General features: G+C 67.6%; 19 protein-coding genes. 8 read left to right on the top strand and 11 right to left on the bottom strand.

Features of this window, described 5'->3' with window-relative positions:
• Positions 1 to 27 precede the first annotated feature (27 nt).
• Positions 28 to 645, bottom strand: coding sequence for a class I SAM-dependent methyltransferase (locus FA582_RS01775; protein WP_174316830.1), 618 nt, complete (start codon positions 643 to 645; stop codon positions 28 to 30).
• A gap of 163 nt (positions 646 to 808) precedes the next feature.
• Between FA582_RS01775 and FA582_RS16925 the strand changes: the two genes are divergently transcribed.
• The 4 genes from FA582_RS16925 to FA582_RS01785 all read left to right on the top strand — a co-directional run bounded on the left by FA582_RS16925 (position 809) and on the right by FA582_RS01785 (position 2,713).
• Positions 809 to 928 (top strand): NAD-binding protein, encoded by a 120-nt coding sequence (locus FA582_RS16925; protein WP_237707525.1) that lies wholly within the window; start codon positions 809 to 811, stop codon positions 926 to 928.
• Position 929: 1 nt separating this feature from the next.
• Entirely contained in the window at positions 930 to 1,139 is a 210-nt protein-coding gene (locus FA582_RS16930; protein WP_006593170.1) for a hypothetical protein, read from the top strand.
• Between the two features lie 307 nt (positions 1,140 to 1,446).
• Positions 1,447 to 1,656: a hypothetical protein gene (locus FA582_RS16935; protein WP_237707524.1), complete on the top strand. Its 210-nt coding sequence runs from the start codon at positions 1,447 to 1,449 to the stop codon at positions 1,654 to 1,656.
• A 154-nt stretch (positions 1,657 to 1,810) separates the two neighbouring features.
• Positions 1,811 to 2,713: an arsenic resistance protein gene (locus FA582_RS01785; protein WP_006593172.1), complete on the top strand. Its 903-nt coding sequence runs from the start codon at positions 1,811 to 1,813 to the stop codon at positions 2,711 to 2,713.
• Positions 2,714 to 2,882: 169 nt separating this feature from the next.
• On the opposite strand, the gene FA582_RS01790 is transcribed toward FA582_RS01785, so the two are convergent.
• The 4 genes from FA582_RS01790 to FA582_RS01805 all read right to left on the bottom strand — a co-directional run bounded on the left by FA582_RS01790 (position 2,883) and on the right by FA582_RS01805 (position 5,709).
• On the bottom strand, positions 2,883 to 3,482 hold the full coding sequence (locus FA582_RS01790) for a cadmium resistance transporter (RefSeq protein ID WP_006593173.1): 600 nt from the start codon (positions 3,480 to 3,482) through the stop codon (positions 2,883 to 2,885).
• Positions 3,479 to 3,838 (bottom strand): Cd(II)/Pb(II)-sensing metalloregulatory transcriptional regulator CmtR, encoded by a 360-nt coding sequence (cmtR, locus tag FA582_RS01795; RefSeq protein WP_147899720.1) that lies wholly within the window; start codon positions 3,836 to 3,838, stop codon positions 3,479 to 3,481. Before cmtR ends, FA582_RS01790 begins: the two co-directional genes overlap by 4 nt.
• A gap of 755 nt (positions 3,839 to 4,593) precedes the next feature.
• Positions 4,594 to 4,896, bottom strand: a complete 303-nt coding sequence (locus tag FA582_RS01800; RefSeq protein ID WP_141567572.1) for a DF family (seleno)protein — start codon at positions 4,894 to 4,896, stop codon at positions 4,594 to 4,596.
• Between the two features lie 444 nt (positions 4,897 to 5,340).
• Positions 5,341 to 5,709 (bottom strand): MerR family DNA-binding protein, encoded by a 369-nt coding sequence (locus FA582_RS01805; RefSeq protein WP_010147201.1) that lies wholly within the window; start codon positions 5,707 to 5,709, stop codon positions 5,341 to 5,343.
• A 66-nt stretch (positions 5,710 to 5,775) separates the two neighbouring features.
• Between FA582_RS01805 and FA582_RS01810 the strand changes: the two genes are divergently transcribed.
• From FA582_RS01810 to FA582_RS01820, 3 genes are all read left to right on the top strand, one after another.
• Complete coding sequence (locus FA582_RS01810; protein WP_420853147.1) at positions 5,776 to 7,146, top strand: IS256 family transposase; 1,371 nt, start codon at positions 5,776 to 5,778, stop codon at positions 7,144 to 7,146.
• Positions 7,147 to 7,292: 146 nt separating this feature from the next.
• The gene (locus tag FA582_RS01815; protein ID WP_006593177.1) at positions 7,293 to 7,607 is read left to right on the top strand and encodes a thioredoxin domain-containing protein; all 315 of its coding nucleotides are present in this window, start codon (positions 7,293 to 7,295) and stop codon (positions 7,605 to 7,607) included.
• Positions 7,604 to 8,956 carry a dihydrolipoyl dehydrogenase family protein gene (locus FA582_RS01820; RefSeq protein ID WP_006593178.1) on the top strand — a complete coding sequence of 451 codons (1,353 nt, stop codon included), beginning with the start codon at positions 7,604 to 7,606 and terminating at the stop codon, positions 8,954 to 8,956. The genes FA582_RS01815 and FA582_RS01820 overlap by 4 nt, the downstream gene beginning before the upstream one ends.
• Before the next feature lie 343 nt (positions 8,957 to 9,299).
• Here the strand turns inward: FA582_RS01820 and FA582_RS01825 are convergent, their stop codons facing one another.
• Positions 9,300 to 9,803, bottom strand: coding sequence for a GNAT family N-acetyltransferase (locus FA582_RS01825; RefSeq protein ID WP_006593179.1), 504 nt, complete (start codon positions 9,801 to 9,803; stop codon positions 9,300 to 9,302).
• Between the two features lie 158 nt (positions 9,804 to 9,961).
• Between FA582_RS01825 and FA582_RS01830 the strand changes: the two genes are divergently transcribed.
• Complete coding sequence (locus FA582_RS01830; RefSeq protein WP_006593180.1) at positions 9,962 to 10,774, top strand: MerR family transcriptional regulator; 813 nt, start codon at positions 9,962 to 9,964, stop codon at positions 10,772 to 10,774.
• Positions 10,775 to 10,790: 16 nt separating this feature from the next.
• On the opposite strand, the gene FA582_RS01835 is transcribed toward FA582_RS01830, so the two are convergent.
• The 5 genes from FA582_RS01835 to FA582_RS01855 form a co-directional block, all read right to left on the bottom strand.
• Positions 10,791 to 11,102 (bottom strand): hypothetical protein, encoded by a 312-nt coding sequence (locus FA582_RS01835; RefSeq protein ID WP_237707530.1) that lies wholly within the window; start codon positions 11,100 to 11,102, stop codon positions 10,791 to 10,793.
• A 99-nt stretch (positions 11,103 to 11,201) separates the two neighbouring features.
• Entirely contained in the window at positions 11,202 to 12,983 is a 1,782-nt protein-coding gene (locus FA582_RS01840; RefSeq protein WP_029541300.1) for a TniQ family protein, read from the bottom strand.
• Complete coding sequence (locus FA582_RS01845; protein ID WP_006593183.1) at positions 12,952 to 14,019, bottom strand: TniB family NTP-binding protein; 1,068 nt, start codon at positions 14,017 to 14,019, stop codon at positions 12,952 to 12,954. The genes FA582_RS01840 and FA582_RS01845 overlap by 32 nt, the downstream gene beginning before the upstream one ends.
• Positions 14,016 to 15,887, bottom strand: a complete 1,872-nt coding sequence (locus FA582_RS01850) for a helix-turn-helix domain-containing protein (RefSeq protein WP_010148344.1) — start codon at positions 15,885 to 15,887, stop codon at positions 14,016 to 14,018. The genes FA582_RS01845 and FA582_RS01850 overlap by 4 nt, the downstream gene beginning before the upstream one ends.
• Before the next feature lie 128 nt (positions 15,888 to 16,015).
• Positions 16,016 to 16,786, bottom strand: a complete 771-nt coding sequence (locus tag FA582_RS01855; protein WP_338093014.1) for a TnsA-like heteromeric transposase endonuclease subunit — start codon at positions 16,784 to 16,786, stop codon at positions 16,016 to 16,018.
• Positions 16,787 to 16,940: the final 154 nt, after the last annotated feature.

Raw genomic sequence — 16,940 nt, forward strand, 5'->3', positions numbered from 1 at the left:
GCGCCAGACCGAGGATCGCATGGCCGCTCACAGCGGACCTGGGCTCGCGGCCGCCGGCTTGACGGCGACGCCGAGGACGAAGTCACCGAAGAACCGTGTCACAGCAGGGACCGGCAGCGAGAGACCCAGCTCCCCCAGCGCCTCGACGAACTCCTCGGCGCTGAACCGGTCGACCTTCGGGTGCTCGAGGAACGTGCGGTAGGACCAGCGCTGCAACGCGTGGCGGGTGACCTCTTCAAACACAAGCTGCCCGCCCGGGCGCAGCACCCGCACCGCCTCGGCCACCGCCTCGCGCCAGACCGGGACGTGGTGGACCACCGCGAAGTCCACGACGGCATCCACCGCCGCGTCGGCGACCGGCAGCGCGCATGCGTCACCGACGCGCACATCGACCCGCGACCCGAACCGCGCCAAGCGCCGCCGGGCACGCTGGACCATCACCGGGTCCAGATCCACCGCTGTGACATGCGCGGCGCCCCACCGCTGCAGCAGCAGCTCGGCACCGGCGCCGCGCCCACAACCGATCTCGACCACGCGCAGGCCGGCGATCCGGGCGCCCAGACGCTCCAACAGCGGCAGTTCGTACGAACGCTGCAGCCACGCCCGGGGTGGGCTGTCGACGAGCATCGTCTCGATCCGGTTCATCAGCACAGCTGCCCTCCCTGGGCCTCGGTCTTGCCTCGTTGCCGTTCATCCCGCATGGACGCTAGCATCGACCAATACCGATCATCGCTGCAAGTCCAAATCTACGTAGCCGGCCGACCTGACCTCGACCACCGCCATGGAGCAACAGGACCTGCCCACCTCCATGGTCGTGCTCGGTGGTGGGTACGTCGGCTTGGAGCAGGCCCAGCTGTGGGCACACCTGGGCGTCGACGTCACCCTCGTGGGCCGAGTGGCCCCCCTACGCCGAACCCGAGGTCGCTGACGTGCTCCGCACCGCCTTCCAGGAGGAGGGCATCACGGTGCTCGAGGAATGCGGGCGGGAAGTAGCGCCTCACGCCGGAGGGGTCATCGTCACCACCGACAGCGGCGTTCAAGTCCATGGCCAGCGGTTGTTGATCGCCACCGGCCGCCGCGCCAGCACCAGCGGTCTTGGGCTGGAGGCCGCCGGGATCGGCACCGACGCACGTGGATGAGAACCTGCGCACGACCAACCACCGCGTGCACGCGGCCGGGGATGTCTCCGGTGCGCCGCAGTACGTTTACGTCGCCGCGAAGACTGGCCGAGTTGCCGCGGCCGGTGCGCTGGGTGAGCCCTCCACGGTGGACTACCGCGCGGCCTGCCGGGGGTCACCTTCACCACTCCGCAGATGGCCAGCGCCGGACTGACCGAAGCCCGCGCCCTCGAGCTCGGCCACGACTGCGACTTGCCGAATCCTGGGTGCACAGGACATTCCGCGCGCACTGGTCAGCCAGGACACTCGGGGGGTCCTCAAACTCGTCATCGACGCCCAGACCCGCAAGGTCCTGGGTGTGCACGCCGCACCTTACGGCGCCGGAGAGCTCATGCTCGCCGCGACGTACGCCATCAAGTTCGGGCTGACCGTCGACGACCTGGCCGACACCTGGGCGCCCTACCTCACGATGAGCGAAGCCCTCCGCATAGCGGCCGGCCTGTTCCGGACCACCATCCCCACCAGCTGCTGCGCCTGAACAACGCTCACGCCGAGCGTGGACCCGTCCCCAGGTACGAGTCGCCAGCGCGGGCCTCTTTACGCTGGCACGGTGCCGTTGACCCCCTTGATCCAAGCGATAGAGCGCCACCAGATTGGCCTGTATCTCCTCGCCATCGCAGGTGGAGCGATCCTTGGCTGGTTCGCTGCCCGCTGCCGCCGGGCCTCTTGAAAATGCCATCACTCCCGTGCTCGGGCTGTTGCTGTTCGCCACGTTCCTGGGGATCCCGTTCTCGGCGATCGGTCAGGCCGTGCGCGATGTGCGCTTCATCGCCACGATCCTGGTCCTCAACTTCGTCATCGTTCCCGCCGTGGTCTTTGCCCTGTCGCGGTTCGTGGCCGACAGCCCGGCCCTGCTGGTGGGTGTGCTGCTGGTGCTGCTGACCCCGTGCATCGACTACGTGATCGTCTTCGCCGGGCTGGCCGGCGGCTCCAGTGAGCGTCTGCTCGCTACAGCGCCGCTGCTCATGCTGGCCCAGATGCTGTTGCTGCCCTTCTACCTGCTCCTCTTCGTCGGGCCGGAGCTCGTCTCGGCCATCGAGCCAGGCCCCTTCCTCGAAGCGCTCATCGGGCTCATCATCGTCCCGCTCACCTTGGCGGCTTTGACCCAGTGGTTGTCCCGAGAACAGGCAGCCGGCAAGACCGTGATGACCGTTGTGCAGGCGATGATGGTCCCGTTCATGATGGCGACACTGGCTGTGGTGATCGCATCGCAGATCCACGCAGTTGGGCAAGAGGTCACCGCGCTGTTGGCCGTCGTCCCTCTCTACGTAGCCTTTCTGGTGGTGATGGTTCCCCTCGGGATGGCGTGCGCACGAGTCGCACGGCTCGATTCGGGCAGCACGAGGGCCGTGATCTTCAGTGGCGCCACTCGAAACTCGCTAGTGGTACTCCCGCTGGCGCTGGCCCTGCCGGCGCCCCTGGGCCTGGTTCCGCTCGTCGTCGTCACCCAAACCATGGTCGAGCTCCTCGGCATGGTGATCTACGTCAAGGCCATCCCACGCCTGGTCGCCTCGGGGCCGATTCTGCGGAACTGATCCAAGGGTTGACGTGCCGTGAGAGTCCATGGGCATCCGTACCGCGACTCGTTGCAACAGAGGTAACTCATCGACGCACTGCGCCCCGTCGGCTTCCGTGGAACGTCAGGAGTGTTCGGAACGCGGAGGCTGGGTAACTGGCGCACGATCGTAGCCCCGTCGGCCCTGGTCAGAGGCCGAAGGCTCCGCCACCGACCAGGATGGCGATGCCCAGGCCGATCAGGACGATGGGGAACAGGATGTGCTCCCACCGCTCGAGGACTTCGGCGATCGGGGGGCGGGTGGCCACGAACTTGGCCAGCACGACGAGGGCCGCGACAAGCACGAGGAACACGATGCAGTAGGCCACCACGGCCGCCGGTCCCACGCTGAGGAAGACCGGCACGTAGACGCCGATGTTGTCCCCGCCGTTGGCGAAGGTGACCCCGGCGACGGTCCAGACCGCGACGTTCTTGCCGGCGACCTTGGCGTCGTCATCATCGTCACCGTCCCCGCGCCAGGCCTGCCAGGCGGCCCATAGACCCAGAGCCAAGGGGATGAGTCCGAAGTACGGGATAACTTCCGAGGGCAGGAACGCATCCGCGCCCACGGTGACGAGCACGGCCGCGCCAAGAATGCCCGCGAACCCCAGATACTGGCCGACGGCGATCCGGGCGGTCGTCCCGGGCTGTCCCGCACCGCGGGCGAAGAACAGCGAGAGCACGATGATGTCGTCGATGTTGGTCGCGATGAACAGGCCGATCGCCTGCAGGATCGAGGACAGGATCATGCGCGCGCCTCGGCGATGCAGCATCCGTCAATAGAGCAGGCAGGATCGAGGCACGGCGCGTTCTCGTATACTGCGAGAGTGACCTCAACCAGTGCGTTCAGCGCCCGCGAAAGGTGTGGATCCGCGATCTCATAACGCGTCCGACGGCCCTCGAGTTCGGCGACCACGATGCCGCAGTCCCGCAGGCACGCGAGATGGTTGGACACGTTAGAGCGCGTCAACCCTAGGTCGCTCGCCAGCTCCGCCGGGTAGGCCGCCCGCTCGAGCAGCACCAGAAGAAGTCGTGACCGGGTGGGATCGGCCAGCGCCCGACCCAACCGGTTCATCACATCGAGACGAGAAGCAACGGTCAGCACACGCTGAACAATACAGCAACGACTGAATTGATCACGGTGACGGCAAGCGCATTAGGGCGGGCATGCCTGCCTCATGCGTGGGCGGCGTGCTCGCGTTCGGGCGTGGTCGGGTGGTTCGAGCTGGAAAGTGGAAGTGCTTCATGCTGACGGAGAAGTGGGCGGCCACGCAGTCCTGCAGCCCGGGTACCGCATCACTGGGCGCGGTGCCGCCCGCCTTCCCCGAAGGTGACAGCGTCCGCTCAGCGAGGCTGACCCAGCAAACGTGCTTCTCTCCGGGTCGTTGGCACCGGGGCTCCTGGGTGCGCCCTGCTCCTGGTCACGGCCAGGGCTAGGCCCGGCGTGGCGCCACATGAGTGGCCTAACGGCGAGTCTGCTGTCTTGGCGGCAACCCTCGCGCACCCGGCGAAGGGGTCCTCCGCGGAACACCCTTGGTGCTGACCGCCCGAGCGAGCCGCGGTAAACCGGTAGGCCGCTTCTCCGCACATCCGAATCGGTGGCGTCGCGTTCGTCGAAGGAAGCGTTGGGACGGACGTCGACCTGCGACTACTCCTGCGATACCTCGAGTGAGGCCTTTTCATGGGCGGTGTGGGTGCTGCGGTGTCCCCACGGGAAGACCCACCGGAACAGATTCAGGCCAGGACGTCTGCACCAGCAGTCCTCCGCGCAGCCGCACCTGATCGCTCCGGCCGCCTCGGCTGCCTTGTTGCCGAGAGCGAGAAGTAGGTAGCCACCAGCGAGCAGCCTCAGTACACGCCTCACGAGAGCACCTCGGTGAGTTGATCTACGGTCGGTGAGCCCGCGAGACCTGCTGGTATCTGGTAGACCCGGCACGCCAGACCGACCTGCTCGGCGCCGCTGGAGAATGGATCGTGGCCGTCGATGCGGATCGTGGGTGATCCGGCGAAACCAACCCGTTCGGCGTCCTCAGGTGTTTCAACCTTGCGCCGCTCGACCACAACGTCGACACGACCCAGTCGGGTCAACGCCTCGGACAGTCGCTCATTCGCGACGGTCCAGTGCGGACAGCCGTCGAAGTAGAAGAGTTCGAGTCGCAACACTTGCCTCCATCTCCTGACCCCTGCACCAAGTTGGTCAACGGGCTCTCCATTCTCGACCACCGGGTGGCTATGACAACTTGCGCGAGCAACCTACAGGCTGGTCTGTTTGTAGATTCTCGGCCGATCTGTCGGGGGGAGCGGGTACGTGACCTGCGGAGCGACATGCTGATGAGAGGCCGCAGGTCTCCCTAACTTGTCGGAATCCTCAGCGAAGACTCTCAGAGTCGGTCGGGGGCCGCCCCCAAGCCCCTTGCCAATGGTCGTGACATCACTCTCACGCATGACGCCGATGTCCGGATGTTCTCTCCCGACTGGAGAGGAGGCCGGCGGGCGATCCTCTTCGCGGATCCGGAATTCCCACGAGTCACGCCTGTTACAGGGCGATGCCCAATGCTGCGGGTGTGCACCCGTTCTCGTTCTGGGGGGTCATACCCTGTGCGGCTGTTACTGCGACGGGGACAGGATGTGGCATATGTCCTGGTCTGCGCAGTGGCCGGGGTCAAGCAGCTGGCTGCGCTGGAGCAGGGCCTCGAGCTCTGCCTGCAGCGTGAGGAGGTTGCGGATCCGTGTCCGAACGTCAGCGAGCTTGGTGTCCAGGAGCGTGGTGACGTGCTGGCAGGGGGTGGACCCCTGGTCACGTAGGTCCAGGATGCTGCGGATCTGTGACAGCGTGAGCCCGGCCGCTTGCGCCATGGCGATGTAGCGCAGCCGTGTTGCTGCGGAGTCGTCGTAGACGCGGTAGCCGTTCGCCCCTCGCTCGGCCTCGGGCAGCAGGCCCTGGCGCTCGTAGAAGCGGATGGTCTGACTGCTCACTCCGGGGGTGTCAGATGGTCTGTGTAAGTGCCGGGTCTCCGACCGAGAAGGAGATTGACTGTGAGCATGACGCACGACGAGATGAGGGCCGAGGATCTGGACCAGGTCGAGGTGGAGCATCGGGCCGCGGCTGCGCGGCTGCGTGAGGAGTTCTTCGACGACGAGCTGGTCGACAAGTTGCTCGCGGCGACCGGTGAGCGCGGGGTGTCCTTGACCGGGGCCGGTGGCTTCCTGCCCGAGATGATCAAGACCGTCCTGGAGCGCGGCATGGGAGCCGAGCTGACCGACCACCTCGGGTACGCCAAGGGCGACGCGGCCGGCCGAGGTTCGGGGAACTCCCGCAACGGCACGACCCCCAAGACGGTGGGCACCGAGGTCGGTGACATCGCCCTGGACCAGCCGAGGGACCGCAACTCCACGTTCTCCTCGGCGCTGGTGCCCAAGGGCGCCCGCCGCCTCGGCGGGCTGGAGGACATGATCATCTCCCTGTACGCCGGCGGGATGACCGTTCGCGACATCCAGCATCATCTGGGCGCGACGCTGGGCACCGAGCTGAGCCACGAGACGATCAGCAACGTCACCGACGCCGTGCTCGAGGAGGTCAAGGCCTGGCAGTCCCGCCCGCTGGAGGCGTTCTACCCGGTGATCTACCTCGACGCCCTGGTGGTCAAGGTCCGCGACGGGTCGCACGTGACCAACCGCTCGGCGCACGTGGCCGTCGGCGTCGACATGGACGGCGTCAAGCACGTCCTGGGCATTTGGGTCCAGGCCACCGAGGGCGCCAAGTTCTGGGCCGGCGTGTGCGCCCAGCTGGCCAACCGCGGCGTCAAGGACGTGCTCATCGTCTGCTGCGACGGGCTGACCGGCCTGGCCGAGGCGATCGAGGCGACCTGGCCGCACGCGATGGTGCAGACCTGCGTGGTGCACCTGATCCGGGCCTCGATGCGGTTCGTCTCCTACGCCGACCGCAAGGCCGTCGCCGCGATGCTGCGCCCGATCTACACCGCCGCTGACGAGGACGCAGCGCTCATGGCGCTGGCCGCCTTCGCCGACTCCAACCTGGGCAAGAAGTACCCCGCTGCGGTCGCCACCTGGGAGAACGCCTGGGACCGGTTCATCCCCTTCCTGGCGTTCGGGCCCGCGCTGCGCAAGGTCATCTACACGACCAACAGCATCGAGAGCCTGAACTACCAGCTGCGCAAGATCATCAAGAACCGCGGCCACTTCCCCAGCGACGAGGCCGTGATCAAGCTGCTCTGGCTGGCAATCATGAACATCGAGGACAAACGAGCCCGAGAACGAGCCAAGCAGGCCAGCAAGGGCAAAGACCGAAAGTCGGTGCCCCGCCTGATCGAAGGCGCCGCCGTCACCGGTTGGAAAGCCGCCCTTGGCGAGCTCGCCCTCGTCTACCCCGACCGCGTAAACGCCTACCTGTAAACCCAATGTGACCCACATCACTTACACAAACATCGTGACAAGCTCCTCACTCCGGCCGACTCGGCCAGCTCTCCGATCCGCATTCGCCCGTCTCCCACCTCTCGCGCTTGACCTTGCACCACGGTACAAGGTCTAGCGTCGCGGGCATGGACGTCTGCCTGCTCTACTTCGAGGACTGCCCCAGCTGGAAGGTGACTGACCGCAGGTTGGTCGCGATCGCGACCGAACACCCCGAAGTCAGGATCCGGCGTCAGCGCGTCGAGACCCTCGAGCAGGCCGAGCGGGTGGGCTTTCGGGGCTCACCGACCGTCCTGGTCGACGGGGCCGACGCGTTCGGCTCACCCGATTCAGCAGCTGGCCTCTCCTGCCGGGTCTATCGCACGGCCGACGGCCTTGCTGGGGCACCGACCCTGGAACAGCTACACGCAGCGCTGGGGCTGACCCAGGAGGTCACGCGATGATCTACGACTACGACCTGATCGTCATCGGTGCCGGCATGGCCGGGGTCACGGCGGCGAACAAGTGCGCCGCCGCTGGATGGAAGGTCGCGATCGTCGACGCCCTTCCCTACGGCGGCACGTGTGCCCTGAGAGGGTGTGATCCCAAGAAGATCCTGCGCCGCGGTGCCGAGATCATCGACAGTGCCCGCCTGATGCGGGGTAAGGGCATCAACGACGACGGCCTGTCGGTCGACTGGGCCGACCTCATGGCGCACAAGCACGGCTTCACCGACCCCGTCCCCGCCAGTATGGAGGCAGGACTGACCGGTAACGGCGTTACCACCCTGCACGGGACGGCGCGGTTCACCGGTCCCCAGACCGTGGCCATCGACGACGCCCCCTGCACCAGCCGACACTTCCTCATCACCACCGGTGCGCGCCCCCGCCCGCTAGACCTGCCCGGGCACGAGCACCTGCTGGACAGCACCGGCTTCCTGGACCTGACCGAGCTGCCGCGACGGATCCTGTTCGTCGGCGGTGGCTTCATCTCCTTCGAGTTCGCGCACATCGCCGCCCGGGCCGGAAGCACCCCGGTCATCCTGGACCGCAAACCACGACCGCTGAAGGCCTTCGACCCCGACCTCGTCGACCTCCTCATCGACCGCGGCACCAAGGCCGGCATCGAGAACTGGCCCTCTGCGACGCTCACCGCCGTGGAGAAGACCAGCACCGGCTATCAGGTGAGCGTCGATGAACCAGGGCGGTCAACGACAAGGGAGTTCGACCTTGTCGTGCACGGCGCAGGCCGGGTCCCCGAGCTGACGACCCTGGACCTGGAGACCGCCGGCGTGCAGTGGGACGAGGACGGGATCCGCGTAGCAGCCCATCTGCAGAGCACCAGCAACCCGGCGGTCTACGCCGCCGGCGACGCGGCCAGCACCCCTGGCATGCCATTGACCCCGGTCGCCGTGTTCGAGGGCAAGGTCGCCGCGTCCAACATGCTCAAGGGCACCACGACCGCCCCTGACTACACCGGCGTGTCCACCGCGGTGTTCACGATCCCCGAACTCGCCCGGGTCGGCCTGCTCGAGGAAGAAGCCCGCGACCGGGGCATTGACATCGACGTCCGCTACACCGACACCAGCAGCTGGTACTCCAACTACCGGATCGGGGAGACGACCGCCGCGACCAAGATCCTCATCGACCGCTCCGACGACACCATCGTGGGAGCACACCTGCTCGGACCCGAGTACGCCGAACTCGTCAACATCCTCGCCCTCGCCATGAAACTGCGACTCACCACCCGCCAGCTGAAGTCGATGACCGCCGCCTACCCCACCGTCGGATCAGACCTGGGCTCCATGCTCTGAACCAGGCACGAGCAGCAATCCCACAACACCGTGTGCTCAGCAGCGGTTCCACTGTCACGAGACTCAGCGTGACACTCCGCCATTAACTGGGACGACCGACACGCGTCCGCCAGTTAAGTGAGAAACCGACACGTTAGATGAGATCCCACAGCTGGCAAGATGTAGGTTCTCGGCCGATCTGTCGGGGGAGTGGTTCGTTGACCTGCAGGGCGACAAGATGGTGAGACGAGGGCTGTCTCACCAACTTGTAGGGAATCCTCAGGCTCGAAATCCGGGCTCAGCAAGCTCGAAGGCGGCGCATGCACCTGTGAACCTGCAAAGCACACCCCAGCGCGGGCCTCCGCTAGGTGGTTTGCACTGTCGTGAATCCCAGGCCGCGGTATAGGCCGTGCGCGGCGGAGGAAGTGCCTTGCCCGACGCGCAGCGACAGCTGCCGGTCGCCAGCGCTTGTGCAGGCCTCCATCGCGGCCAGCACCAGCGACCGGCCCAAGCCAAGGCCCCGCGCTTCGGGATGCACGAACAGGTCGATGACGAAGGGCCCGTCGAGGTGGTCGTCCCAGATGGAACGCTCGACGACCAGGATCGCGCCCGCCGGCCTGCCGCGAACGCGCGCGAGCCAGCTCGCATCCGTTCGCAGGGTTCCGAACTGGCCGGTGAAGGTCTCATCGATCTCGCGTCGGGCGTCGTCCAGGTCCTCGGCTCCCACCTGGGGCGGGTAGCTGGCCAGGTAGAGCCGAGCCAGATTCTCACGCTGGGACTGATCGAGAGGCATGAGGCGCTCGGCGGGATGAGCGGCGGGTGGATCGCCGGCCGCAGGCAGCGTGATGCTGAGCAGGTCAGAAGGCATGAGGGTTCCGTTCCAATGGTCGATGACGTGGGGATGAGAGGCGACGTCAGGAGCGGAACATGGTGAGGAGGATAGCAACCACGTGATGCCGACCGCCCGCCCTCCGGGGACGGGCGCCCAGGGCATGTGTTGACCTTGACACTGTGGAAGGGCGTCAGATGGCTGTCGACATGCTGAGTATCGGACATATGGCGCACGTGACCGGGGTGTCCCGGCGGATGCTGCGGCACTGGGAAGAGGTAGGTCTGCTCGCGCCGGCCTCCGTCGATGAGTTCACCGGCTACCGCCGGTACGCGCGGAATCAAGTTGGCCGGGTTCGGGCGATAGCGTCATTGAGAGCCGTCGGCTTCAGCCTCGACGCGATCAATGATCTTCTCGGTGGGCAACTCTCGGAGCGGCGACTCAAGGAGCTCCTGCGAGCTCGTGAGAACGAGCTCGTGGCCCAGATCGACGAGGACTCAGCGCGTCTGAAGGAGGTGCGAAAGCGCCTCACCGCTCTCCAGAGAGGACACCGAACGATCATGAACAACCTCGAGCTCGGCACGCTACCTACCTTGCAACTGGCAGCCCTGCAGACCTTCGTGGCGGATGAGTCGGAGATCGGCGACGCGGTCGCCGATCTACTGCCGCGAGTACGGGACCAGCTGGCCAAGAACGGCGTCACCGACGTCGACATCGTGCTCACGTACGACGGGACCTCCGAGGACAGCATCGTCGTCACCGCAGGGGCTCCGACCTCTGATGCACGCGTCATCCCAGGCCTCGAGGCAGTCCGGGTCGAGGGAGCCGAGCACGGTGCCAGTGTCCGTTTCGACACACCGCCCTCTGATATCGGTGATGCGTGGATCGCGATCGATGCGAACCTCGAACAACGCGGTCAAGAGACGACCGGGGTCTACCGCCAGACTCTCACGCGGGACGGTGGCGTCGTCCTGCAGGCGCCCCTCAAGAACCTGCCACACGAGGGCTGATGTGCGGCCGCGGGTCTCAGCCTCGGGTTGCTGCCCGGTGGTCCCCGTCCAGTTCCCAGGTGATGTGACCGCGCCTGGATAGGTCCTCAGTGTCGAGGGCGAGGGTGTGGCGGATCTGTCGGTGGACCAGCGGGTCGACGATGTGCTTGTCGTGCGGGAGGCCGCGCAGCGCCTGGTAGGTGGCGCGCGCGGTGGGGAGGAGGTGGGCCAGGAGGTCGGGGTTGGTGATGCCGTAGGTGCTGTCCAGGACGGCCGCAGCAGCCGGTGAGAACGCCTGCGACGGTAGTTCGTCCTCGGCAAGGAGGATGCTGACCGTCCTGCTGATCACCGTGGAGTGGTCCCAGTGCACGGACCATGGCAGCAACGCCGGCGCTGACCCGGTGTCATCTCGTACCGGCGGCCGTGCCGGCCCGGGAGACTGGCTGCTTCAAGGAGGTCGCCACGTCAACGGTTCGCCAGGGTTGTGGCCGGCCGCCTCGGCGACTGCGGTGGCGACCATGGCCAGGAATCGGGCCAGGTCGGGGTCGGCGGTCGGGTCGGTGTGGGCGCCCTCCTCGTCGTCGCGGTGGTACAGGTCGGGGTTGAGCAGTGTTCCCTCGGTGGGCGCGGCCAGCCGTAGGTCACCGCCGGTGTAGACGGACCAGAAAAGTTCGACCAGGGCGCTGGTGCTGACCCAGCCGTGGCACGCGCAGAGGAGGCTGCGGGTGTGGTTCACCGCGGCGACGAGCAGGTCCTGGTCGGCGGCGATCCACCGGCGGCTTTGGTAGTCGATCGGCGGGGGAGTGGCCTCCAGGAGGGTCGCGACCTCGTCCAGGCGGCGCAGCACGGATGGCCAGGCGCCGGTGCGGCGCAGGTGCCGGACCAGGTTCGGTGGGTGGACCGTGAACGAGGCCGGTAGGCCGAGGTCGATCGCGATCAGTCGCCAGGGCCGGGTGCTGCCGACCTTGGCCAGCAGCATGCTGGCGGCGGCCCGGTCCCGGTAGTCGCTGTCGCGGATCCACGGGTGCAGCGTGCCGGGCCAGAGCAGCTGCGGGATCCATGCCAGCCGTGCCTGTCCCGGCGCCGGGCTGGGCGCACCGTGCTGGGTAGGGCAGGGGTAGCGCGGGTTGTCGCTTCCGGTGCGGAAGACCAGTTGGCTGCTGGCGGGTAGTCGCTCTCTCAGGGAGGTGAGGCGGACCGCGGCCAGCAGAGGGTTGCGCCGGCGTTTGGTCAGGACGTGGTCAGGGCCGATGGGGGTGACCGGCCCGGCCGGGTGCAGCAGCCCGTGCCGGTCGGCGATTGCTCCCGCGGCGGCCGGGTCCGGTTGTGCGATCACTGCTCGTGCGGCCAGGACCGCGTCCAGCAGGTCGCCGGTGGCACGGCCGGGACGGGTCAGGTGCTTGACGTCGCCGAGCCGTTCGACGACGAGCTCCAGGGCGGCGTCGAACAGGTCCGCGTGGGACACCTCGAACCCGCAGGCCCGGATCACGTGTGCCGGATCGTCGTCGGCTTGTCGGGCCACGGCGTGCAGCCATAGCTGGACAGCTGCCACGTCCTGGTCGACCGGCGGTGCGGGGGCTTCGCGCAGGTCGTGCCCGCACACCTGGTACCTGGTCCGTGGGGTGTGCTGTCCGGGCGCGGGTTCGCTGCAGACCCAGGGGGCGTTGTCGTGGGTCATCCATGCCGAGCTGGTGAACCGTGCGCGGTGGCACGCCGGGCAGCGGCGGACCAGGAGCCGTCGGTGCGTCGTGCAGACCAGGTTCAGCGGTGCCGCCCAGGCCTGCTGCCAGATGCCGCCGGTCTCGGCGAGGCAGGAGGGGCAGAAGCGGGTCCGGTCCGGGGCGACCTGGCCACGGCCGTGATAGGCGCCCAGGTACCGGGCCACCTGGGAAGGCAGCGCATCATCGCCGCAGTCGGTGCCCGGCGGGCGGGAGTCGAGCCCCGCCGCGGTGGCCAGGGTCTGGACGTGCGGTGCCAGGTGCGCCTCGACGCGGGCGGCCGGGCCGGCCACGACCGCCACGCCGAGCTCGCTCAGAAGACCGGAGACCGGCAGCCTGTATCGGTGGGCCAACCGCGCCAGCCACGACGCCAGCTGCTCCCCCGCGGCCGGAGGCACGGCCAGCGGGAGCCGGGTGATGTCGTACCCGCCCGGTACCAGCCGCGCCCGGGCACGCCCGGTGACCGGCCGGGGGAGGGGATCAGGTGCTCTGGCTGAGATGCTCGGCGGCATTGTCGATCCGGACCGATGACAGTACGTCGGCGTCGAGCACCTCGGTCCCTGTGGTGATTGCTCGTGCGCAGGCACGTTCGAGCAGGGTCGCCAGCGACCCGATACGACCCTGGGTGCGTTTGTGCAGCAGGTCGGCGTGGTCGGTCAGCATCCCCGGGCGGGCCCGCGCCAGCTTGTAGTGCGGTTCCAGGGTGGCCAGGAGCGTGGCCCAGGCACGGGCACCGGCGTCGGTGCTAGTGGAGAAGGGGACGACCGGGCAGCGGGTAGCCCGCCGGCTGGTCTGGGCCAGGACGGCCTGGTCGCCGTGCAAACCTTCGTCGAAGAAGCGTCGCTCACGCAGCCCGACCCCGACGTAGATGAACGTGACCGGTAGCTCGTTGGCCAGGCCCTTGAGGTGGTTGGACACCTCGGTGCCGTGGCGCCCGGCGAAGTCGACGAAGTGCAGCTCGTCGATGACGATCAGGCGGGTGTCGCAGCTGGCGACGCAGTCGATGGCCAGTGCGGTCAGCTCGGTGCGTGAGCCGCGACGGGCCGCAGGGTGGCCGTAGAACTCCAACAGCTTCTGGTTCAGGCCCTTGAGGGTGATGCCCTCGTTCAACGGCACGAACGCCACCGGCAGCCGCTGATTCCCCTCAGCCGTGGTGTGCCCGTAGCGGCGGTAGATCCGCCGGTGGAAGTCGCGAGCGTACCGGGTCGCGATCGTGGTCTTGCCCAGGTACGGCTCGGCGTCGATGACCACCGACCCGCGCAACTTGTCCGCATCGCGACGGTTGGAGGCCATCACCTCATCGATCACCTGGTAGGCCGAGACGAGCTGCTGGGTGCGCACCGTCGGAGGGTTGGTGTTCCAGACAACCCGGGCCTCGCCGTAGTCCTCGGCCTCCTCCGGACTCAGATCGGCCATCTCGGCGAGGGTCAAGGTCGGGAAGTCCGGCCGGGGAGCCGCGTTCACGAACGCGTCCCACCCGGCCTTGCGGGACATCTGGAACAAGGCGGTGTCGTGCACGGCCAGCCACCGGGCCCACGGGTTGCTCATTCGTCGAACACCTCCAGCACCTCGCTGTCCGGGTGCTCGGCGTAGTAGCGCTCGAACACGTCCAGGTCGTCCGGGTGCTGCGTCGGCGCGGCCTTCCGGGCCTCGCGGGCGGTGAGCAGGTCGATCACCCCGGGCACGGAGGCGCGGTCGGTCACCTCGCCTGCGTCGAACACGTGGCTGCTGGGCTGGGTGGCCAGCCGGATCGCAAGGTTGCGTTCTCGGCGGCCCATCACCTCCTCCCGGCCCCACCGGGCCAGGAGGTCTTCCACAGCCTGCTGCGGGTCGACGTGCCGGTGCTCGGCGATGCTGATCCGGCGGGTGTAGTCAGCTGCGTCCTTGCTGAACGGGGCGTTGATCCCGCTGGCGAGCCGCCACTCCAGGCGGTGCCACCTCTTATCGGCCGGGTCCTGGAAGTAGACGGCCCGCACATCGTCGACATCGACCAGGATCGGCCACTTCCCGGCATGGGCGCCGCCGTAGTCCGATCTCCTGGCCCGGTAGGTGTTCAAGCCCGGACCGTCGTACCGGCGCCCGTCGATGTCGACGCCGTAGTGATGGATCTTGCGCCACTGGACCTCCATCAACTCATACCGCAGGTCCTCGGCCGCCGGGAGCCGCAGCAGCCCGGAGAACTCGATGCCCCGGTTGAACATCTCCTGCGGGGACAGGTCGACCTTCGGCAGCAACGGGTCCCGCAGCCCCCGGTGCGCGCGGAGGTGATAGACGTCACCGACCCACTCCCTGATCAGGTCCTCCAGCTCGGTGACGTAGTAGAACGCGCCCTTCTCGACGTCCTTGCCGCGGTAGGCGATGTTGGGACCCTTGTAGCCGGACAGCTTGTCCAGCAAGGACAATCGCAGGCTCTTGAAGAACCGCTCGAGTGCCGGTTTGTCGGTCGGCTTGTCCGGGATCGCCGGCTGCACCGAGATCCCCAACCGGCGGCACACCCCCATCGTGTGCTCAGACAGGTACACCTTGCCGTGGTCGATGACGATGGTGTCCGGGAACACCCCGACCGACCCCAGGACCACGTGTTCCGGGACGCCGGCGTACGGACCTGACGGGGAGTCGGGTCTCCGTCCCCACTGCTGCGGGGTCAGGCACTGCAGCAGCACGCTGGCCACGTCCGCCGACTTCGCCGCGACCGGGCGCAGACGCAGGCCTTTCACGGAGCGGTCGTACAGGTCCATCGCCAACGTAAGCTCGGTGTTCACCCACCGCATCGTCACCGGCTCCATCGCGAACACGTCCAGCTTGTACCCGTCCATCAGCACGTACTCACCGGGACGGTTCGGACGCAGCTGCCCCAGGACACCCTGCGGGCGCTTGGCAACCGAACGACGCCGCGGAGCGTCCCCGAACGTGTGCCGGCCGGCGTCCAGCTCGACAACGCGTTCGTAGGCCACCGACCGGGTGGGTACTACGCCGTCGGGTACCGACTCCAGGAACACCCGGTTCGTCTCCCGGATGACCGTCTGCTGCGAGGGTGTGGACCGGTTGGTATAGCGGGAGAGGACCTCGGTGCACGCATCATCCCAGCGGGGATCGACGCTGCGCCTGGTGTCCTTCAGGAGCCGCTCATCGATCAGCCCGGCCGGGCCCAGCTCGTCGAACCGGCGCAGGCGCCGTTGCACCGTTCGCAGCGACAACCCCAGCTTCGTGGCCGCTGAGCGCATCCGGGCGGGCGCCTCGTCAGCTCCTCGAACCGCGAGCAGCTCAGCGAAGATCTCCACCTCCGCCTCCAACCGGGTGCGCTGCTTGAGGGTCAAGGACTCCAGGCCGATAGCTGACAGGAGGTCCCGCTGCCCTGCATCGACGGCGTGACTGTCGGGGTCCAGTCCGGAGGCACCTTCGAGCAGGTCCGTCACCGCAGCTGTCCGATACCGTCCACCGTCTCCCTGCAGACGCACAGACGTGCCGCGGACCTCGCAGACGGCCCAGCCCTCGCCGTCGAACCACAGTCGAGTGCCGACCCGGACCTCAAGCAAGGACCCTGTCACCCTCGGGACACCTCCCGGACGCGATCGATCCGCGTCGCCGAGCTGAGGGGCTCATCCAGGTCGATCTCCCACGCCTGGTGCCAAAGGAGGCCAACCATCGCTGCCCGCAGGGCGTGCGCCGTGTAGTCGGTGGCGCGGCTCGCGGCCCTGAGCGACTCGCCCAGTGACCGGTCCACGGCGCCGTGGCGATGGAGCTGGATCGTGGCTCCGGGGTCCACCAGGTGTGCCCGGCGCCCCTGAGCCAGGAACCGGACGTTGGTCAACCGACGCGAGTCGGTGCCGGACCACACCGAGTAGCGCCACCCTCGTTCAGCAAGCACCCGGCCCGTCCAGCCGAGAACTTCGGCGACCTCTGGCTTGTCGACCAGATGTCCGGGCTTGACGTCGACCACCTCGACCGACCCATCACGTCGTTGCAGCAGGTAGTCCGGGACATGTCGGCGCACGACGTCGCCATCACGACCGGCGAGCCCGAACGGTTGACTGGCTACGGCGACCACGTCCTGGTCGAAGTCAGCCAGCATGAGCCGGTCCCGTTCGAGCAGGCTCTCGTACCCGACCAGGTCACCCATCGTCGCCGCCCACCACCAGCCCGGGTAGTGACCCATCCCCGCGTACGACCCGAACCGGCGAACCGGGAGCCCGCGCACCACCAGGTCCGCTCGGACAGCATCCCAAGTCGTCACGACGTCCTCGCCGTCTCGGGACGTGTAGCGGACCTCGACCAGCCTTCCCGGCTTCTCCCTGGCCACGGCTCCAGGGTCCACCTCGCGACAAGATCCCCGGACAACGACACGCCGACGACAAGAAACCTGGACAACGACAAGTTACGGCGGAACCTACAGTCGCGCCCGGAGGAATCTGAGACCCAACCAGGGAACAACGCCGACCGGCCCGTAGTTGAGCCTAGTGAACTCAACT

Source organism: Serinicoccus profundi, assembly GCF_008001015.1.
Taxonomy (GTDB): Bacteria; Actinomycetota; Actinomycetes; order Actinomycetales; family Dermatophilaceae; genus Ornithinicoccus; species Ornithinicoccus profundi.

Coding starts and splice junctions, on each gene's coding strand:
- FA582_RS01840 (WP_029541300.1), bottom strand. CDS start 12,983: ATGCCGCCGAGCATCTCAGCCAGAGCACCTGATCCCCTCCCCCGGCCG.
- FA582_RS01825 (WP_006593179.1), bottom strand. CDS start 9,803: ATGCCTTCTGACCTGCTCAGCATCACGCTGCCTGCGGCCGGCGATCCA.
- FA582_RS01845 (WP_006593183.1), bottom strand. CDS start 14,019: ATGAGCAACCCGTGGGCCCGGTGGCTGGCCGTGCACGACACCGCCTTG.
- FA582_RS01820 (WP_006593178.1), top strand. CDS start 7,604: ATGATCTACGACTACGACCTGATCGTCATCGGTGCCGGCATGGCCGGG.
- FA582_RS01815 (WP_006593177.1), top strand. CDS start 7,293: ATGGACGTCTGCCTGCTCTACTTCGAGGACTGCCCCAGCTGGAAGGTG.
- FA582_RS01830 (WP_006593180.1), top strand. CDS start 9,962: ATGGCTGTCGACATGCTGAGTATCGGACATATGGCGCACGTGACCGGG.
- FA582_RS16925 (WP_237707525.1), top strand. CDS start 809: ATGGTCGTGCTCGGTGGTGGGTACGTCGGCTTGGAGCAGGCCCAGCTG.
- FA582_RS01790 (WP_006593173.1), bottom strand. CDS start 3,482: ATGATCCTGTCCTCGATCCTGCAGGCGATCGGCCTGTTCATCGCGACC.
- FA582_RS01810 (WP_420853147.1), top strand. CDS start 5,776: ATGACGCACGACGAGATGAGGGCCGAGGATCTGGACCAGGTCGAGGTG.
- FA582_RS01775 (WP_174316830.1), bottom strand. CDS start 645: ATGAACCGGATCGAGACGATGCTCGTCGACAGCCCACCCCGGGCGTGG.